Source organism: Pseudomonas sp. 18173 (assembly GCF_050432945.1).
Classification (GTDB): Bacteria; Pseudomonadota; Gammaproteobacteria; order Pseudomonadales; family Pseudomonadaceae; genus Aquipseudomonas.
The window spans coordinates 71,907-88,486 of the sequence record NZ_JBKFTN010000010.1 but is presented as its reverse complement, the minus strand read 5'-3'; the positions used below and the strand labels follow the sequence as shown (position 1 = coordinate 88,486).

Genomic DNA, 16,580 nt, shown 5'->3' with positions numbered 1-16,580 from the left:
GAAAGGCAGGCCCGGCCAACGCTTCGGCTGGCCGGGTGATCAATCAACGGTTGGCGAAATACATCGTCACTTCGAAGCCAATGCGCAGATCGGTAAACGCGGGTTTAGTCCACATGGGTCATTCCTCTTCTTGTGCCCGGGTGATTCCGGTAATGCCATTAATGCACGGGGCGTCGAGGGCCCGAATGCTACTTTCGAAGGAGCTTCGGGGGTGATTTGGTAGGGGGTATGCGATCGTCATGCACATACGAATACTGTAGGAGCGAGCTTGCTCGCGATGGTCGTCAACGATAACGCGGGAAGCCTGGTGCCCCGTGGCGTTCTCGGGATCATCGCGAGCAAGCTCGCTCCTACAGAGTGCATGTCATTAGTACGAAATCAGAAGAACCCCAGCGGATTGATGTCGTAGCTCACCAGCAGGTTTTTGGTCTGCTGATAGTGGTCGAGCATCATCTTGTGGTTTTCCCGACCGACGCCGGACTTCTTGTAGCCACCAAACGCGGCGTGCGCCGGGTACAGGTGGTAGCAGTTGGTCCACACACGACCGGCCTTGATCGCCCGGCCCATGCGGTAGGCGCGGTTGATGTCACGGGTCCACAGGCCGGCGCCGAGGCCGAACTCGCTGTCGTTGGCGATGGCCAGGGCTTCAGCTTCATCCTTGAAGGTGGTGATACCTACCACCGGGCCAAAGATCTCTTCCTGGAACACACGCATCTTGTTGTGCCCCTTGAGCAGCGTCGGCTGGATGTAATAACCGCTGGACAGGTCGCCCTCCAGACGTTCCGCCGCACCGCCGGTGAGCAGCTCGGCACCCTCCTCCTGGGCGATGGTCAGGTACGAGAGGATCTTGTCGTATTGCTGTTCGGAGGCCTGGGCACCCACCATGGTCTCGGTGTCCAGCGGGTTGCCGCGCTTGATCTTGACGATTTTCTTCATCACCTCGGCCATGAACGGCTCGTAGATCGACTCCTGCACGAGCGCCCGGGACGGACAGGTGCAGACTTCGCCCTGGTTGAAGAACGCCAGCACCAGGCCTTCGGCGGCTTTTTCGATGAACGCGGGTTCCGCGTTCATGATGTCTTCGAAGAAGATGTTCGGCGACTTGCCGCCCAGCTCCACGGTGCTGGGAATGATGTTCTCGGCGGCGCAATGCATGATGTGCGCGCCCACCGGGGTCGAGCCGGTGAAGGCAATCTTGGCGATGCGCTTGCTGGTGGCCAGGGCCTCGCCGGCTTCGCGACCGAAGCCCTGGACGATGTTCAGTACGCCCGCCGGCAGCAGGTCGGCGATGAGCTCGGCGAAGACCATGATCGACAGCGGCGTCTGCTCGGCAGGCTTGAGCACGATGCAATTGCCCGCCGCCAGGGCCGGAGCGAGTTTCCAGGCGGCCATCAGCAGCGGGAAGTTCCACGGAATGATCTGCCCGACCACGCCCAGCGGCTCATGGAAGTGATAGGCCGTGGTCAGTTCGTTGATCTCGGCGGCGCCGCCTTCCTGGGCGCGGATGCAGCCAGCGAAGTAACGGAAGTGGTCGGCCGCCAGCGGCACGTCGGCGTTGAGGGTTTCGCGCACGGCCTTGCCATTGTCCCAGGTTTCGGTGACGGCCAGGACCTCAAGGTTCTGCTCGATGCGATCGGCGATTTTCAGCAGCACCAGGGAGCGATCCTGGGCCGAGGTCTTGCCCCAGGCGTCGGCGGCGGCATGGGCAGCGTCGAGGGCCTTGTCGATGTCGGCGGCGCTGGAGCGCGGGAACTCGGCAATCACTTCACCGTTGACCGGCGAGGTATTGGTGAAGTACTCGCCATTGACCGGCGCGACGAATTCACCGCCGATGAAGTTGCCGTAGCGCGGCTTGAAGGTAATGACGGCGCCTGGGGTTCCGGGTTGTGCGTAGATCATGATGGGCCTCTGTCTGGGTCGGAGCCTGTCGTGCTGACAGGCGATGAGCCGATACTAGAGAGCCCCGCGTGCCAGACGAATGCATCGTTGGCAGGAGGGGCTCTCGTTATTTGGTCGTAGGTTCTGCACCAATCCCTGTAGGAGCGAGCGCCCTCGCGATGGTCGTCAACGATAACGCTGGAAGCCTGACACCCCACGGCGTTCTCGGGTTCATCGCGAGCGAGCTCGCTCCTACAAGGTTTGTGGTGGATCAGTGCTTGGCCACCAGGTCCTTGGGCAGTTTGAAGGTCCAGAGCATGCCGCCCTGGTTGAAGTCCTTCACCCGCTTGGCCACTTCGCCACCCCACAACGGTACGGCGCCGCCCCAGCCGGAGAGCACCGAGACATACTGTTCGCCGTCCATTTCCCAGGTCACGGGCGAGCCGAGCACACCGGAACCGGTCTGGAACTCCCAGACTTTCTCGCCCGTCTTGGCGTTGAACGCCTGCAGGAATCCTTCAGGCGTACCGGTGAACACCAGGTTGCCCTTGGTGGTCAGCACCCCGCCCCACAGCGGCGCGTAATTCTTGTGGCGCCACACTTCCTTGCCGGTTTTCGGATCGATGGCCCGCAACACGCCGATGTAGTCTTCGTTCAATGGCTTGATGGTGAATCCGGCGCCGAGGAACGCCGCGCCTTTCTTGTAGGCGATGCCTTCGTTCCAGATGTCCATACCCCATTCGTTGGACGGCACATAGAACAGCCCGGTGTCTTTGTTGTAAGCCATCGGCATCCAGTTTTTCGCGCCGAGGAACGCCGGCGCGACAAAGACCGAACTGCCCTTGACTTCGGAACCCGGGGCACCGGGACGGCTGGCTTCGTTGTAGATCGGCCGACCGGTTTTATCCAGACCGGTGGCCCAGGTGATCTTGTCCACGAACGGGAAGCCACGGATGAATTTGCCATTGGTACGATCCAGTACATAGAAGAAACCGTTACGGTCGGCAGTGGCCGCCGCCTTGATCTCTTTACCGCCTTCGCTGTAATTGAACGACACCAGCTCGTTTACGCCGTCGTAGTCCCAACCGTCGTGGGGCGTGCTCTGGAAGTGCCACTTGATGGTGCCATCGTCCGGATTGAGTGCCAGGCGCGATGAGGAGTAGAGGTTGTCGCCAGGGCGCAGGTGCGAGTTCCACGGCGCCGGGTTGCCGGTACCGAACAGCAGCAGGTTGGTTTCCGGGTCGTAATAGCCGCCAAGCCAAGGGGCCGCACCGCCGGTTTTCCAGAGATCGCCCGGCCAGGTCTTGCCCGCCTCGCCACCGGAGATGCCGTTTTCCACCGCTTTGCCGTCCTTGTAGACGTAGCCCATATGGCCTTCGACCGTCGGCCGGGTCCACAGCAGGTCGCCGTTTTTCGGGTCGTAGGCTTCGATCTTGCCCACCACGCCGAACTCGCCTCCGGCCACGCCGGTAATCAGTTTGCCGTTGATCACCAACGGCGCGGCGCTGATCGAGTAGCCTTCCTTGTGGTCGGCGACTTTCTTGCTCCAGACCACCTTGCCAGTGTCCTTGTTCAGCGCCACGAGCTTGGCGTCGAGGGTGCCGAAGATCACCAGGTCGCCATACAGCGCAACGCCACGGTTGATCACGTCGCAGCAGGGACGAATGTCATCCGGCAGGCGCGCATCGTATTGCCAGAGTTTCTTGCCGGTGCGCGCATCCACGGCGAACACCCGCGAGTAGGAACCGGTCATGTACATCACGCCGTCCTTGACCATCGGCTGCGCTTGCTGACCACGCTGTTTTTCACCACCGAAGGAAAACGCCCAGGCCGGTCGCAGCTCCTTGACGTTGTCGACATTGAGAATGTCCAGCGGGCTGTAGCGCTGCCCCTGGACACCCAGGCCGTTGGTCACGACCTGCTCGGGATTCTTCGGGTCCTGGAGAATGTCCTGGTCGGAAACCCCGGCCAATGCCTGGCCGGACAACAGCATGGCACTGAGCAGCAGGCTCAGGACGAAGGGCTGGCGACGTGCGGGTTGAGTCATGACGGCTTCCTCTGCAATTTTTGTTATGCCCGGAAAATTTTCCCGGTCTGGTGCAGATTCTTGGGCGCCGCCGCCCTGGCAACAATTGCCCGCAATGTGGAGTTTTCTAGTTCCTTGGTAGCGGGTCGAGTGAGATGGACACTCGACTTTGTGAACGACACCGTCCCCCTGTAGGAGCGAGCCTGCTCGCGAAAAACCTCAGACCACCGCGTTCATCCAGGCAACTAGCGTTATCGTTAACGTCCATCGCGAGCAGGCTCGCTCCTACAGGAAAGCATCATTTGCCGGCGGCAGAGTCCACCCGGGTCATCCGCTCGCGCTCGTAACGCGGGTACAAATGGCTGACGCTGCGAATCAGCTCGTATCGGCTCAGGTTGATGCCGGCAAAACGTTCGGGGATGGGGCTGCGGATCATCTCGGCCATGTCGCTGCCATTGGCGGCGCCGTCGCGCATGAGTTGATCGAGCCAGGTCAGGTAATCGCGCATCTGCTCGAAGGGTCGTGGATCGCTTGCCACCGGGCCATGGCCGGGCACGACCAGCGTCCAGGGCAAGCTTTGCAGGGTCGCGATATCCGCCAGCCACTCCGAAAGCCCCGGGCTGTTGGGCGTGGTCAGCGCCCGTTGATAAAACACCAGGTCCCCGGCAAACAGCACGCCGGTTTGCTGGTCGAGAATAGCCAGATCCGCGCCCGTATGCCCACCCAGGCTCAGCAGACGCAAATCGTGATTCCCAAAACTTGTCACACCGGGCGTCAGCACCTGGCTGGGCAAAACCATTTCGGTGCCGCGCATCCAGTCGCCGACCATTCGATACAGGTTCTCGGTCATGGCATCGCCTTGCTGATGCATCAGCCCGGTGGTGCCGGCCAATGCACCGATCGGCACGTCGCTGAAGGCCTGGTTGCCCAGCACATGGTCCGGATGATGGTGGGTCAGCAACACCTGGATCACCGGCTTGTCGGTGGTGGCGGCAATCGCCTTGCGCATCGCTTCGCCGTAACGTTTCGACGGCCCGCTGTCGATCACTACCACACCACGTTCGGTGACGATGAACGCGGTGTTGACGATGTTGCCGCCGTTGGCCTTGGCGAAATTATCGGTACTGCCTTCCAGCAACCAGGTGTCCTGGGCGATCTGCCGGGGCTCGAGCGAGTATTCGAGGTCGGCCAGGGTCGGCAGACTGACGCACAACACCGTCAGCAATATCCAGCGCATGCCACGCTCCTTTGGGTCAGGGTATTGATGCATCGAACTCATTGCCGCTGTTGTCCCGTAATAACAGGCGCGTTTGCCCTGCCCCTACGACGTCGAAGGCCAGGTTGGGGTTTTCACTGACGGCGGGAAACAGCTCCAGCCGGGCCAGTACCTGGTCGCGGCGGTCGCGCAGTTCGGCATGGTTGATGAAGAATTCCGGAATGCCGCTGACCATGCCGTTGTCCATGGGATGGGCGACCTGCAAACGCAAACGGCTGAACTCGCCCCGGGGATAGCGGCCGCCGAGCACTTCGCCGATGTGTTCCTCCCAGCCTGGCTGGCTGCGGACCACGCTCGGCGCGGTGCAGCCACCACCCGCCGCGTCGATCAGGGTCGAACCGACGTGCCACAAGCCGTCACGGGTCAACACCGCCGCGCGCAAGGGCGTGGCCTGTTCGATGCGAATGCGCAGTGACAGCCAGGGCAAAACGGCACCCAGCGGCTGGAAGTCGACGATTTTCGGCAAAGGGTTCAGCTCTGCCCAGGCGAGGATTTTCACCACCTCGCCATTGAACGCCCGGGCGTCGATTTCCAGCGGCACCTGCCGGGCATCTTCGGCAAACGGCGGCGCCAGCAACTTGACCCGGTCATCGAAAACGAACGGCGCGTTGCCAAGAAACTGCTTGTGATAGAACGTCCACATCACCGATGGCACCGGATCCTTGCCGGGATCGATATCGGCGGCCTGTGCCGCCAGGCTTAACCAGCAGGCCAACAGACAACTCCCTCGCCATTTCATCGCCTGCTCCTATTGATACATCTCGGGCACGTCATAACGCAGGCCGTAATGGCCGTAGATAGCCTTCACCGAGCCCTCGCGGATCAGGCCTTCGAGCGCCTCTTCCACGGCATAGGCCAGTTGACGGTTACTTTCGTGAACCGCCATGCCGATTTCCCAAAGCTGCTTGCCCATGTTCGGGTAGGCGTTTTCTGCCAGTGCCACTTGCGGGTCGGCAGCCAGGTGTACCTGCCAGTCGATCTCGCCACGCATGGCCATCACCGCGTCGATCTCACCGGCCTTCATCGCGGCAAACGCCTGGGGCACGCCGGGATAGTGATGAGTCTTGCCGGCGAGCATGCCGTTGAACACCGAGGTCAGGTAGAACGACGGTACGCTGTCGACTTCGACACCAATCGGGTGTTGCTCGAACACCGCGACGCTGGCGACCTTGTCCAGCCGCCGACGGTCATAGGCCACCTGCCATTGTTCGTTCTGGTACGGACCGAACATCACCACATGGCCGTTTTCCAGTTCGCCGAACTCATTACGCTTCTGCGCATAGTCACGGTCGTAGGGCACGCGCATCATCAGGTCGGCCAGTTGCTGGTTGTGCAAGGCACTGGCACGCCAGATGTAATCGCGCAGGTCGTCATCGAGCTTTTCCCCGGCCGGTGCCCAGATCAGCGTCAGGCGCACGCCGAGTGCCTTGGCCAGAGCCTCGGCGAGTTCAACATCGACCCCCTGGGGCTTTCCGCCGCTTTCAAAACTGTAGGGGGCGAAGTCCTTGTAGACCGCCACCTTCAGCTCCCCGGCGGCGATCATTTCGTCGTAGTTGCGAACCTGCGCCTGCGCCGGCTGGCAACACAGCCACAGAGCGCCGAGCAACACCGCGAGCAGGCGCATGGGTCACTCCTCGACGTGCACAGTGTCCAGATAAGTGCGCACCGCCCACAGCGCTTCCTGGCTCAGGTAGTCGGCCATCTTCGGCATGTACACCCGACCGTCGCGCACCGCGCCATGGCGTACCCGTTCGGCGAACCATTCATCGCCCGATTCACCGACATCGAGCATGCGCAAGTCGGGGGCGATGCCGCCAGACTTGGCTTCCAGACCATGACAGGCCGCGCAGTTCTGGGTGTAGGCCGAGGCGCCGATTTCCACTGCCTTGTCATGTTCCGGGGCGGTGCGATAAGGGTTTACCGCCGCCCAGCCGTCGGCGTCGAGTTGCACACCGGCGTCCTTGACTGGCGTCAGTCCCTTGGTTTCCACAGCCTGGGGTACCACGTTGCCGTGGGCCCACACCGAGCTTGCGCTGATAAGACCGGCCAGCAGCCCGGTCACGAGCAAGGCGTTGCGTTTTGTTGTCATTGTTCTGCCCTCAGGATTGCACGCAAAACCTCTTGTCAGAGGCTATGGCGGTCATCTTAGAAACGGCATCGCACTCACCCCATGCTGCTTTGGTGGTCGCCACCTAGTCCCTTGGTAGTAAGGCGCTGGATGGACGCCACCGGTACTTTCTGCATATTTCCTCAGCCTCACGGGCTACCTAAGCTGGCGCTACCAGTAATGGAGTGCCCCATGCGCCAGCTCATCCCTTACGTTTTGACCTACCTGCTGGCGATTGCCTGCGCCGCCGGCCTGGCCACCCACAGCCAGGCCGCGGACGCACCCTTGCAGGTGCGCATCGGCTACCTGGGTTATCGCCCCGACCCTGGCCCGTTGCTGTCGAACGTCATTCCCGAACCCATTGATGCCGGCCTGCGCGGCGCCGAACTGGCGATCACCGACAGCAACAGCACCGGGCGTTTTCTCAATCACGGGTACAGTCTGGTCAGCGCCAGCGTCGACAGCCCCGAAGCCTTGCTCGAAGCGGCGAAGGCCCAGCACGAACAAGGTCTGCGCCTGTTTGTGGTGAACGCACCTGCCGGCAGCCTGCACCAGCTCAGTGCCGCACTGCCCGACAGCCTGCTGTTCAACGCCGGCAGCCCGGACGACAACCTGCGCACCACCGATTGCCTGCCGAACGTGCTGCACACCTTGCCGAGCCGGGCGATGCTCGCCGACGCACTGGTGCAGTTTCTGGTGCTGCGCAAATGGCAGCGGGCGCTGCTGATAGTCGGCCCGACGGCGGACGATCAAGCCTACGCTGCCGCCCTGCGCCGCGCCGCCAGGCGCTTCGGCCTGCAACTGGTGGCGGAAAAGCCCTGGAGCTTTGATAACGACCAGCGGCGCAGTGCCCAGGCGGATATGCCGCTGTTTACCCAGACCGCCGAGTACGACGTGGTACTGGTGGCCGATGAACGCGGCGACTTCGGCGAATACGTGCCCTACCAGACCTGGTACCCGCGCCCGGTTGCCGGCACCCAGGGCCTGACCCCGGTGGGTTGGCACAAGACCGTGGAAACCTACGGCGCCGCGCAACTGCAAAAACGCTTCGAAGCCCTGGCCGGACGCTGGATGAACGACCGTGATTTCGCGGCCTGGATTGCCGTGCGCAGTATCGCCAGTGCCGTGAGCAAACTGCGCCAGGCCGAGCCGATGGCGATCCGTGCGCTTGAAATCAGCGACCAGTTGCCGCTCGACGGCTTCAAGGGTCGCAAACTCAGCTATCGGCCGTGGAACGGCCAGTTGCGCCAGCCGATTCCCATTGTCCAGCCCCGGGCGCTGGTCAGCACATCCCCTCAGGACGGCTTTCTGCACCCGTTCAACGAGATGGACAGCCTGGGTTACGACAAGTCCGAGGTCAGCTGCCGCTTTCCCTGAACACAATAACTACAACAAGGACACTGCCATGCGCCGCACCCTGCTTTCATGCGCCCTGCTGCTCGCCGCTGGCCACGCCGTCGCCAGCACGGCCTGGGTCTCCAACGAAAAGGACAACAGCCTGAGCCTGATCGACATGCAGACCCTGCAAGTCACCGACACCCTGCCCGTCGGCCAGCGCCCCCGCGGCCTGCTGCTGTCCCATGACAACAAGCTGTTGTACATCTGCGCCAGCGACTCGGACCGGGTCCAGGTGATGGACGTGGCCACGCGCAAGATCATCAAGGAATTGCCCTCGGGCAAAGACCCTGAACAATTCGCCCTGCACCCGAACAATCGCTGGTTGTATGTTTCCAACGAAGACGATGCACTGGTCACGGTGATCGACACCGAGACCTCCAAGGTCCTCGGCCAGATCAACGTCGGCGTCGAACCCGAAGGCATGGCGGTGAGCCCTGACGGCAAGTGGGCGGTCAATACCAGTGAAACCACCAACATGCTGCACTGGATCGACACCAGCACCCAGACCCTGGCCGACAGCACCCTGGTGGACCAGCGCCCGCGCTTCGTCGAGTTTTCCCCGGATGGCACGAAGCTCTGGGCCTCGGCGGAAATCGGCGGCACCGTGACGATTCTCGACGTGGCCAGCCGCAACGTCCTCAAGACCCTGAACTTCCAGATCAAGGGTGTGCACCCGGACAAGGTACAACCGGTGGGCATCAAGCTCAGCGCCGATGGAAAATACGCTTTTGTCGCCCTTGGCCCGGCCAATCACGTCGCGGTGGTCGACGCCAAAACCTTCGAGATTGTCGATTACCTGCTGGTGGGCCGACGGGTCTGGCAGATGGCGTTCACCCCGGATCAGAAGCAATTGCTGAGCACCAACGGCGTCAGCGGCGATGTCTCGGTGATCGATGTCGACAGCCTCAAGGTCAGCAAGTCGGTGAAGGTCGGGCGCTATCCCTGGGGCGTGGTGGTGACGCCATGAACGCCCTTGAAGTCAGTGACCTGAGCTTCGCCTACGGTACCCGAGAGGCCTTGCGCAAGGTGAGTTTCAGCCTGGAACCCGGGCGTTTCGCCGCGCTGCTGGGGCCCAACGGCGCGGGCAAGTCGACCCTGATTGCCCTGCTGACCCGGCTCTATGATCTGCAGCAAGGCGAGATCCGCGTCGGTGGCTGTTCATTGCGCAGCGCGGCACGCCCGGCACTCCGGCAATTGGGCGTGGTGTTCCAGCAAAGCACGCTGGACCTGGACCTAAGCGTCGAGCAGAACCTGCGTTATCACGCTGCACTGCATGGGCTGTCCCGGCGTCAGAGCAGTCTTCGGGTCGACGCCGAACTGGCCCGCCAGGCCCTGACCGAGCGCCGCCGCGAACGGGTGCGCGAACTCAACGGCGGCCATCGTCGGCGGGTAGAAATTGCCCGTGCCCTGTTGCATGAGCCGCGCCTGTTGCTACTCGATGAAGCCAGTGTCGGCCTCGACCCCGCCAGTCGCCTGGCACTCAATCAGCACCTGCGCAGCCTGTGTCGCGAGGAGCGCATCAGCGTGCTCTGGACCACCCACCTGCTCGACGAAGTGCAGCCCAGCGACGACTTGCTGATACTCCATCAAGGCCGGCTGGTAGCCAGCGGACAAGCCGATGCCCTGAGCCTGGAACACGGCGGTGACCTCGGCTCGGCCTTCACCCGCCTGACAACCACAGGAGCCACGCAATGACAGCTTACTGGCAATGCTTGAGCGGCATCGTGCTACGCGAATGGCTGCGCTTTGTGCTGCAACGCACGCGGTTTCTCAGCGCCCTGGTGCGGCCACTGCTGTGGCTGCTGGTATTCGCGGCCGGTTTTCGCGCAGCGCTCGGGATCGCCATCATCGAGCCCTACGACACCTACATTCCCTATGAGGTCTACATCATTCCGGGGCTGGCCTGCATGATCCTGCTGTTCAACGGCATGCAGGGGTCACTGTCGATGGTCTACGACCGCGAGATGGGCAGCATGCGCGTGCTGTTGACCAGCCCCCTGCCGCGCACCTTCGTGCTGTGCAGCAAGCTGCTGGCCACCTCACTGATTTCGCTGTTGCAGGTGTATGCGTTTCTGGCGATTGCCTGGATTTACGGCGTGCGGCCACCGGCCCTGGGTCTGTTGATGGCGTTGCCGGCCCTGCTGCTGGTGGCGTTGATGCTCAGCGCACTGGGCCTGTTGCTGTCGAACGCGATCCGCCAGCTGGAGAACTTTGCCGGGGTGATGAATTTCGTGATCTTCCCGCTGTTTTTCCTGTCATCGGCGCTGTATCCGCTGTGGAAGATGCGCGAGGCCAGCGAGTGGCTGTACTGGCTGTGCGCCCTGAACCCGTTCAGCCATGCGGTGGAACTGGTGCGCTTTGCCTTGTACGAGCGCTTCAATCCGCTGGCGCTGGCGGTGTGCGTGGGGCTGACGCTGCTGTTCACGCTGCTCGCCGTGCTGACCTTCAACCCGCAACATGCCGCCTTGCGCAAAACCAACTGACTACACAGGTCAACTGTGGGAGCGGGCTTGCTCGCGAAGGCGGCGGCAAATTCAATAAATAAGTTGACTGACACAACGCTTTCGCGAGTAAGCCCGCTCCCACATTTGATCTTCATTGAACAGGGAGAATTACTACTTTAGTACTGGTTTCCCTGTCTATCGTCGCATTCCCAACGTCCTCCGACTGGCATGTAATAGGTCCATAACGATAAGGATTGAACCCATGCCGCGTGCCCGACGTCGCCTGTTGCGCCCTGCTCTCGCCGCCCTGTCACTGAGCCTGTTGCTGAGCACTGCGCAGGCCGACACAGCGCTATTCTCCACCGACGGCTATCGCATCGGCCTGTACCGCAGCCCGACGCCCGACCAGCTGCAAGGCGCAACCATCGTCGACACCCGCGCCCTGCAGACGCTGCTCAGCCAAAACCCGCGCCCGGTGCTGATCGACGTCTACCGACGGCAGTGGCTGCAAGGGCAATTCATCGAAGACCAGCCCCATGAAAACCTGCCCGGCAGCCACTGGCTGGCCAATACCGGTGACGGCGACCTGACGCCCGCCTGGCAGGATTATTTCTCCCGCAACCTGAAGTCACTGACGGGCGGCGACCCGACGCAACCGCTGGTCTTCTATTGCCGCTCCGACTGCTGGTTGAGCTGGAACGCGGTCAAACGCGCAGCCACCATGGGCTATAAGACCCTGTATTGGTATCGCGATGGCCTGGACGCCTGGCAAGCGGCCAATCTGCCGGTTTCGCCAGCCAGCCCCGAACCCTTTCCCTGAGCTTTACGCGTGCGTGTAGTTGCCACACCATAATCAAAATAATGAGGTGAAAGGCCATGTACAAAATTCTGATTGCCGACGATCACCCGCTGTTTCGCGAAGCCATTCACAACGTCATCAGCGACGGCTTTGCCGGCAGCGAAGTGATGGAAACCGCTGACCTGGACAGCGCCCTGGCGTTGACCCAGGAACACGACGACCTCGACCTGATCCTGCTCGACCTGAACATGCCCGGCATGCACGGGCTCAATGGCCTGATCAACCTGCGTAACGAAGCGCCGACCATTCCGGTGGTGATTGTCTCTGCCGAGCAGGACAAACAGATCGTGCTGCAAGCCATCACTTACGGTGCCGTGGGTTTTATCACCAAGTCTTCACCCCGCGCACAGATGACCGATGCCATCCAGCAAATTCTCAATGGCAATGTCTACCTGCCCCCGGACATCATCCGCACCGCCAAAAGCAGCACCCAGCGGCGGATGAACGACACTCCGGGCTTTCCGCCCGAACTGCTCCAGGCCCTGACCCGCAAGCAATTGCAAGTGCTGGAGCGCATGACCAAGGGCGAATCGAACAAGCAGATCGCCTACACCCTGGAAATCGCCGAAACCACGGTCAAGGCCCACGTTTCGGCGATCCTGCGCAAGCTCAACGTGCACAACCGGGTGCAGGCGATCCTGAGTGCCGGGGATATTGATTTCGGGTCATACCTGCGGCGTTGAGTCAGAAAGACCGCGGCGCGCCTTTCGCGAGCAAGCCCGCTCCCACAAAGATTCAGGTGATCCTGTGGGAGCGGGCTTGCTCGCGAAGGGGCCAGCACCGACACCCGGAAAATCAAGGCCTGCCGAGCAAATGACTCATCGCCGTCTTCAGCTTCATCGGCCGTACCGGCTTGTGCATCAGGGTGTGGCCCAGTTCGCGGATCTGCTGTTTGAGTTCGTTGCTGTAGTTGGCCGTGATCATCATCGCCGGGACCGGTGACGCGCGCCGGGCATTGATCCGGGCGACGGCGTCGACTCCATTGCGGTCGTTGTCCAGATGGTAATCGGCGATCAGCAAGTCGGCCTCGGCGTGGTAGTTGTCCACTTGCCGTGCCAGGTCTTCCTCCGACAGCGCCGTCACCACCCGACACCCCCACCCCTCCAGCAAGGTGCGCATGCCGGCACAGATGGTCGCGTCGTTGTCCAGCACCCATATCCGCGCACCACGCAGGCGTTCAAGCATCGGCTCGTTCATCGGCAATGTCGGCGGCGGTTTCGGCGCGGTGGCGCTCAGCGGTACTTCGACCGAGAACATCGAGCCCCGACCCGGCCACGAGCGCACATGAATGCGATGCCCGAGGATGCCGGCAATTTTCTCGACAATCGCCAGGCCCAGACCCAGGCCGCGATCCTGATCGGGGCGCTGCACATCACCGCGCTTGAACTCCTGGAAAATTTCCTCCAGTCGATGCTCGGCAATGCCCATGCCGCTGTCCCAGACTTCTATCGTCAGGCACTGGTGATGCCGCCTGCAACCCAGCACCACGCGACCACTGCAGGTATAGCGAATCGCATTGCTCAGCAGGTTGCGCAGTATGCGCGCCAGCAACTGGATGTCGCTGCGCACCAGCGCCGAACAACCGATGAAGTGCAGTTGCAGGCCTTCACTGCGCGCCACCTGGGTGTATTCGGCGGCCAGGTTGTCCAGCAGTTCGCTGAGGGCGAACGGCGCGATGTCGGCCTTGATCACTCCAGCATCGAGCTTGGAAATATCCACCAGGGTGCCCAGCAGGTTTTCCACATCTTCCAGGGAATTGCTCACATTGCGCACCAGTATCTCGCTGGACATCGGCTCGCGTCGTTCCAGCAGGGCACTGGTAAACAGTCGCGCAGCATTCAACGGTTGCAGCAGGTCGTGGCTGACGGCCGCGAGGAACTTGGTTTTCGACAGGTTGGCCCGCTCGGCTTCCTGCTTGGCCTCGCGCAAGCGTGACTCGACCAGGCGACGCTCATCGATTTCACGCAGCAACTGGTCGTTGAGGGTGGTCAGTTCCGCCGTGCGCTCGCGTACCCGCAGCTCAAGGTTCTGATAAGCCTGATGCAGCGCCTCGGCGGTGCGGCGGCGTTCGGTGATGTCGCGGATCAGCACGAAGATCCCCACCACCTCGCCACTGGCCAGACGGTTGGGCACATAGGAGCGCAGCATGTAGCGCTCCTGGTCGTTGACGTTGGTTTCGGCGAACTCGAAGGTCACGCTCTCGCCCGCCAGCGCCCTGGCCACGTAGGGTTCCAGCCGCTGGTAATGCTGTTCGCTGTGCACTTCGCGCAGGCTCTGGCCGAGCATCACGCCTCGGGGCCAGCAGTACCACTCTTCGTAGACCTTGTTGGTGAACTCGTAGACCAGATCGGCATTGAGGTAGGCAATCAATGCCGGCACGTGATCGGTGATCAGGCGAATCCAGTGTTCGCTTTCACTCAGTGCCTCGGCGTGCTGGTAGCGTTCGGTAATGTCGGTGAAGGTGTTGACGAAACCGCCAGTGGGCAACGGATGGGTGCGGACTTCCAGGACCCGGCCATCGTACAGGCGCTGCTCGCATTCCCTTACCGGTCGGCCGTTGCCATCGCGACTGGCCGGGGTCAGCAGGTTCAACTCGCTGTCGGCGATCACCTCGGCAAACGGGCGATGGGCAGCCACCGGCGCCAGACCGCTCAACTCCAGGAAACGCCGGTTCCACAGTTCCAGAATGCCCTCGGCGTTGACCATTGCCACCCCTTGGGACAGGTTGTCGACCGCCCGTTGCAGCAGATGCGACTTCTGCGCCACCGCCTGCTCACGGCGCACGGTTTCGCTGAGTTTGACATCGGTAATGTCGGTGAACAGGATCACCCGCCCACCCTCCTGGGTCGGCCGCTCACTGACCTGCAGCCAGCGCCCGTCCTGCAGGCGGTAAAGCAGGTTTTCGTCGGCATGCCCGCGTGGCTCTTCGGTGAACAGGCCGTTGTTCATCATCAGGCGCTTGACCTCGGTCAGGCGCATGCCGGCGTTGATGCGCATCCGGCTGTTACTCCAGAACGCCTTGAAGCGGCTGTTGAACAGCACGATGCGCTGCTCGGCCGAACAGGACGAAGGCGTCGGAAATGCTTTCGATGGCATCGATCAGGTGCTGATGCGCCGTTTCCGCGCGCAGTCGGGCTTCGCCGAGCAAATGATTACCGGCCTTGAGTTCCGCCATGGCCTGGTTCAGGGCATCGGTGCGTTCGCGCACTTGCTCGGCCAGCACCACCGAATGCTGGAATGCGGCGTACGGATCGTTGCCGCGGGTCACCCCGGACTCGACCCGCTCTATCAGCGCGCCATTGATGCGCTGCAGTTTATGGTTTTCGAGGCGTAGCCTGGTCAGCTCGGCCTGCAGCTCAGCGATGTCCTGGGGCACGGCCGCGGGCAATGGCAACGCCGGTGAAGGTCTGGTTGATGTGCATGCCATTGAACTGTTCTCCATAGGTGTTGAAACCCATCACCCGTTGCTCACGCAAAAACGTGCCGATCCGGTCCAGACTGCCGTCGTCTTCGAGTTCCAGACGCCGCAGGAAACAGTCGCAACCGATGGTCAGCAGCAAATCACCCAGGCGCTCCTGCAACCCCTCGAACAGGCTCTGCAGGTTCGGCAGCATCGGGCCCGGGGTCATCGCGGTGAGGACGATGCCGTTTTCCACGGCGCAGTAGAAGCTCAGGCTCAGGTCCGGATGCACCTGCTGGATGGCCCGCACGTAGTACTGCTGGTTGATCCGCACCGCCAGCGGGTGCGCGGCGAAGACCCGGTGATCGAGCTGTGCCACCGGTACGCCGATGTGCCGAGCGTACTCGGCGGCTGCCGGTTCGGCATTGAGTTCCAAGACCCGGCGCAAGGTACTGTCGGCTCCGGTGACCACCAGTTTCTCGGCACGGGGCAACACATGGTGGGTAGTGAACACTTCGAAATCCAGCCAGGTATTGACCAGCACCACCACGGCCGCGCCGCTGTGAAACTCGCCATCGAAGTACACATGGGTATGGGTCAGGTAGTTATCGTCGCCGGCCGAGCCGCCGAAATGCGGAATGTCGCCCAATGCAGCGCTCAAGGCGGCCAGGACCATTTCTTCGCGGCTGGACAGGCCATCGAGCAGGGTCAGGGCAAAGCTGTTGCCCTTGATTGGGGCCAGGGTGTTGCTGCGACAGCCACAAACCAGGCGCTCGACCATTTGCTGGGCGTCAATCAGGCTGAAGTGTTCCATCTGGTCGATCAGCTCGATTGCGATGGAAAAGTGCCGATGATCGAAGCCCACCGCCGTCACGCAATTGCGCCCGTAGCCCAGCGCAGTGATTTCCCCGGCGCTGGTGCAGCCCACCAGGCGAATGCCGCCGAAGCTTTGCTGCAAGGCCTGGCCCAGTGCCTGCAAGTCGTACTCGGCTGAACAGAAGAACAGCACGAACCCCAGGTGCGGATGCAACAACTGTCCTGCCAGTTCCTGCGCGACCTGACGGGCATCGGTGGCCTGGGACATTGCACTGACGACGCCTTCGCTCTGCTGCATCCTTACCTCCCGCAGGTGCGTGTGTATGAGGCACGAGTGTACGAAGCCTGTGAGGTGCGACGAATGCTACTTGGGTAG

Annotated in this window: 14 protein-coding genes and 1 pseudogene; 6 read left to right on the top strand and 9 right to left on the bottom strand. The window is 62.0% G+C overall.

What is annotated here, in order from left to right:
- Positions 1-43: 43 nt before the first annotated feature.
- From pqqA to pedF, 7 genes are all read right to left on the bottom strand, one after another.
- On the bottom strand, positions 44-115 hold the full coding sequence (pqqA, locus tag ACLD1X_RS13505) for a pyrroloquinoline quinone precursor peptide PqqA (protein WP_003253598.1): 72 nt from the start codon (positions 113-115) through the stop codon (positions 44-46).
- 263 nt (positions 116-378) lie between these two features.
- On the bottom strand, positions 379-1,899 hold the full coding sequence (gene exaC / locus ACLD1X_RS13500) for an acetaldehyde dehydrogenase ExaC (protein ID WP_150673238.1): 1,521 nt from the start codon (positions 1,897-1,899) through the stop codon (positions 379-381).
- A gap of 250 nt (positions 1,900-2,149) precedes the next feature.
- A complete protein-coding gene (locus ACLD1X_RS13495; protein WP_429368324.1) occupies positions 2,150-3,925 on the bottom strand; it encodes a PQQ-dependent methanol/ethanol family dehydrogenase in 1,776 nt (591 codons plus the stop codon).
- A gap of 277 nt (positions 3,926-4,202) precedes the next feature.
- Positions 4,203-5,141, bottom strand: coding sequence for a quinoprotein relay system zinc metallohydrolase 1 (locus ACLD1X_RS13490; RefSeq protein WP_429368322.1), 939 nt, complete (start codon positions 5,139-5,141; stop codon positions 4,203-4,205).
- A 16-nt stretch (positions 5,142-5,157) separates the two neighbouring features.
- Complete coding sequence (locus ACLD1X_RS13485; protein WP_429368320.1) at positions 5,158-5,919, bottom strand: quinoprotein dehydrogenase-associated SoxYZ-like carrier; 762 nt, start codon at positions 5,917-5,919, stop codon at positions 5,158-5,160.
- A 9-nt stretch (positions 5,920-5,928) separates the two neighbouring features.
- The gene (locus ACLD1X_RS13480) at positions 5,929-6,804 is read right to left on the bottom strand and encodes a substrate-binding periplasmic protein (RefSeq protein WP_429368318.1); all 876 of its coding nucleotides are present in this window, start codon (positions 6,802-6,804) and stop codon (positions 5,929-5,931) included.
- Between the two features lie 3 nt (positions 6,805-6,807).
- Positions 6,808-7,269, bottom strand: a complete 462-nt coding sequence (gene pedF / locus ACLD1X_RS13475; protein WP_429368316.1) for a cytochrome c-550 PedF — start codon at positions 7,267-7,269, stop codon at positions 6,808-6,810.
- A 210-nt stretch (positions 7,270-7,479) separates the two neighbouring features.
- On the opposite strand from pedF, the gene ACLD1X_RS13470 reads away from it, so the two are divergent.
- The 6 genes from ACLD1X_RS13470 (at position 7,480) to ACLD1X_RS13445 (ending at position 12,671) form a co-directional block, all read left to right on the top strand.
- Complete coding sequence (locus ACLD1X_RS13470; protein ID WP_429368314.1) at positions 7,480-8,664, top strand: ABC transporter substrate-binding protein; 1,185 nt, start codon at positions 7,480-7,482, stop codon at positions 8,662-8,664.
- Positions 8,665-8,692: 28 nt separating this feature from the next.
- Positions 8,693-9,652 carry a YVTN family beta-propeller repeat protein gene (locus ACLD1X_RS13465; RefSeq protein WP_429368312.1) on the top strand — a complete coding sequence of 320 codons (960 nt, stop codon included), beginning with the start codon at positions 8,693-8,695 and terminating at the stop codon, positions 9,650-9,652.
- On the top strand, positions 9,649-10,380 hold the full coding sequence (locus ACLD1X_RS13460; protein ID WP_429368310.1) for an ABC transporter ATP-binding protein: 732 nt from the start codon (positions 9,649-9,651) through the stop codon (positions 10,378-10,380). Before ACLD1X_RS13465 ends, ACLD1X_RS13460 begins: the two co-directional genes overlap by 4 nt.
- Positions 10,377-11,168 (top strand): ABC transporter permease, encoded by a 792-nt coding sequence (locus tag ACLD1X_RS13455; RefSeq protein ID WP_429368308.1) that lies wholly within the window; start codon positions 10,377-10,379, stop codon positions 11,166-11,168. Before ACLD1X_RS13460 ends, ACLD1X_RS13455 begins: the two co-directional genes overlap by 4 nt.
- Positions 11,169-11,391: 223 nt before the next feature.
- The gene (locus ACLD1X_RS13450) at positions 11,392-11,949 is read left to right on the top strand and encodes a PQQ-dependent catabolism-associated CXXCW motif protein (RefSeq protein ID WP_429368306.1); all 558 of its coding nucleotides are present in this window, start codon (positions 11,392-11,394) and stop codon (positions 11,947-11,949) included.
- 56 nt (positions 11,950-12,005) lie between these two features.
- On the top strand, positions 12,006-12,671 hold the full coding sequence (locus ACLD1X_RS13445; RefSeq protein WP_429368304.1) for a response regulator: 666 nt from the start codon (positions 12,006-12,008) through the stop codon (positions 12,669-12,671).
- Between the two features lie 112 nt (positions 12,672-12,783).
- On the opposite strand, the pseudogene nahK reads toward ACLD1X_RS13445, so the two are convergent.
- Together nahK and nosP are read right to left on the bottom strand one after the other, a co-directional pair.
- Positions 12,784-15,415 (bottom strand): annotated as a pseudogene (gene nahK / locus ACLD1X_RS13440) (hybrid sensor histidine kinase/response regulator NahK/ErcS').
- A complete protein-coding gene (gene nosP, locus ACLD1X_RS13435) occupies positions 15,345-16,502 on the bottom strand; it encodes a nitric oxide-sensing protein NosP (protein ID WP_429368302.1) in 1,158 nt (385 codons plus the stop codon). Before nosP ends, nahK begins: the two are co-directional and overlap by 71 nt.
- Between the last annotated feature and the right edge of the window lie 78 nt (positions 16,503-16,580).

Excerpts from the sequence above, each read along its gene's own strand:
- ACLD1X_RS13485 (WP_429368320.1), bottom strand. The coding sequence starts at position 5,919 with ATGAAATGGCGAGGGAGTTGTCTGTTGGCCTGCTGGTTAAGCCTGGCG.
- exaC (WP_150673238.1), bottom strand. The coding sequence starts at position 1,899 with ATGATCTACGCACAACCCGGAACCCCAGGCGCCGTCATTACCTTCAAG.
- ACLD1X_RS13495 (WP_429368324.1), bottom strand. The coding sequence starts at position 3,925 with ATGACTCAACCCGCACGTCGCCAGCCCTTCGTCCTGAGCCTGCTGCTC.
- nosP (WP_429368302.1), bottom strand. The coding sequence starts at position 16,502 with ATGCAGCAGAGCGAAGGCGTCGTCAGTGCAATGTCCCAGGCCACCGAT.
- ACLD1X_RS13490 (WP_429368322.1), bottom strand. The coding sequence starts at position 5,141 with ATGCGCTGGATATTGCTGACGGTGTTGTGCGTCAGTCTGCCGACCCTG.
- ACLD1X_RS13470 (WP_429368314.1), top strand. The coding sequence starts at position 7,480 with ATGCGCCAGCTCATCCCTTACGTTTTGACCTACCTGCTGGCGATTGCC.
- ACLD1X_RS13480 (WP_429368318.1), bottom strand. The coding sequence starts at position 6,804 with ATGCGCCTGCTCGCGGTGTTGCTCGGCGCTCTGTGGCTGTGTTGCCAG.
- ACLD1X_RS13450 (WP_429368306.1), top strand. The coding sequence starts at position 11,392 with ATGCCGCGTGCCCGACGTCGCCTGTTGCGCCCTGCTCTCGCCGCCCTG.
- pedF (WP_429368316.1), bottom strand. The coding sequence starts at position 7,269 with ATGACAACAAAACGCAACGCCTTGCTCGTGACCGGGCTGCTGGCCGGT.
- ACLD1X_RS13465 (WP_429368312.1), top strand. The coding sequence starts at position 8,693 with ATGCGCCGCACCCTGCTTTCATGCGCCCTGCTGCTCGCCGCTGGCCAC.
- ACLD1X_RS13455 (WP_429368308.1), top strand. The coding sequence starts at position 10,377 with ATGACAGCTTACTGGCAATGCTTGAGCGGCATCGTGCTACGCGAATGG.
- ACLD1X_RS13460 (WP_429368310.1), top strand. The coding sequence starts at position 9,649 with ATGAACGCCCTTGAAGTCAGTGACCTGAGCTTCGCCTACGGTACCCGA.
- ACLD1X_RS13445 (WP_429368304.1), top strand. The coding sequence starts at position 12,006 with ATGTACAAAATTCTGATTGCCGACGATCACCCGCTGTTTCGCGAAGCC.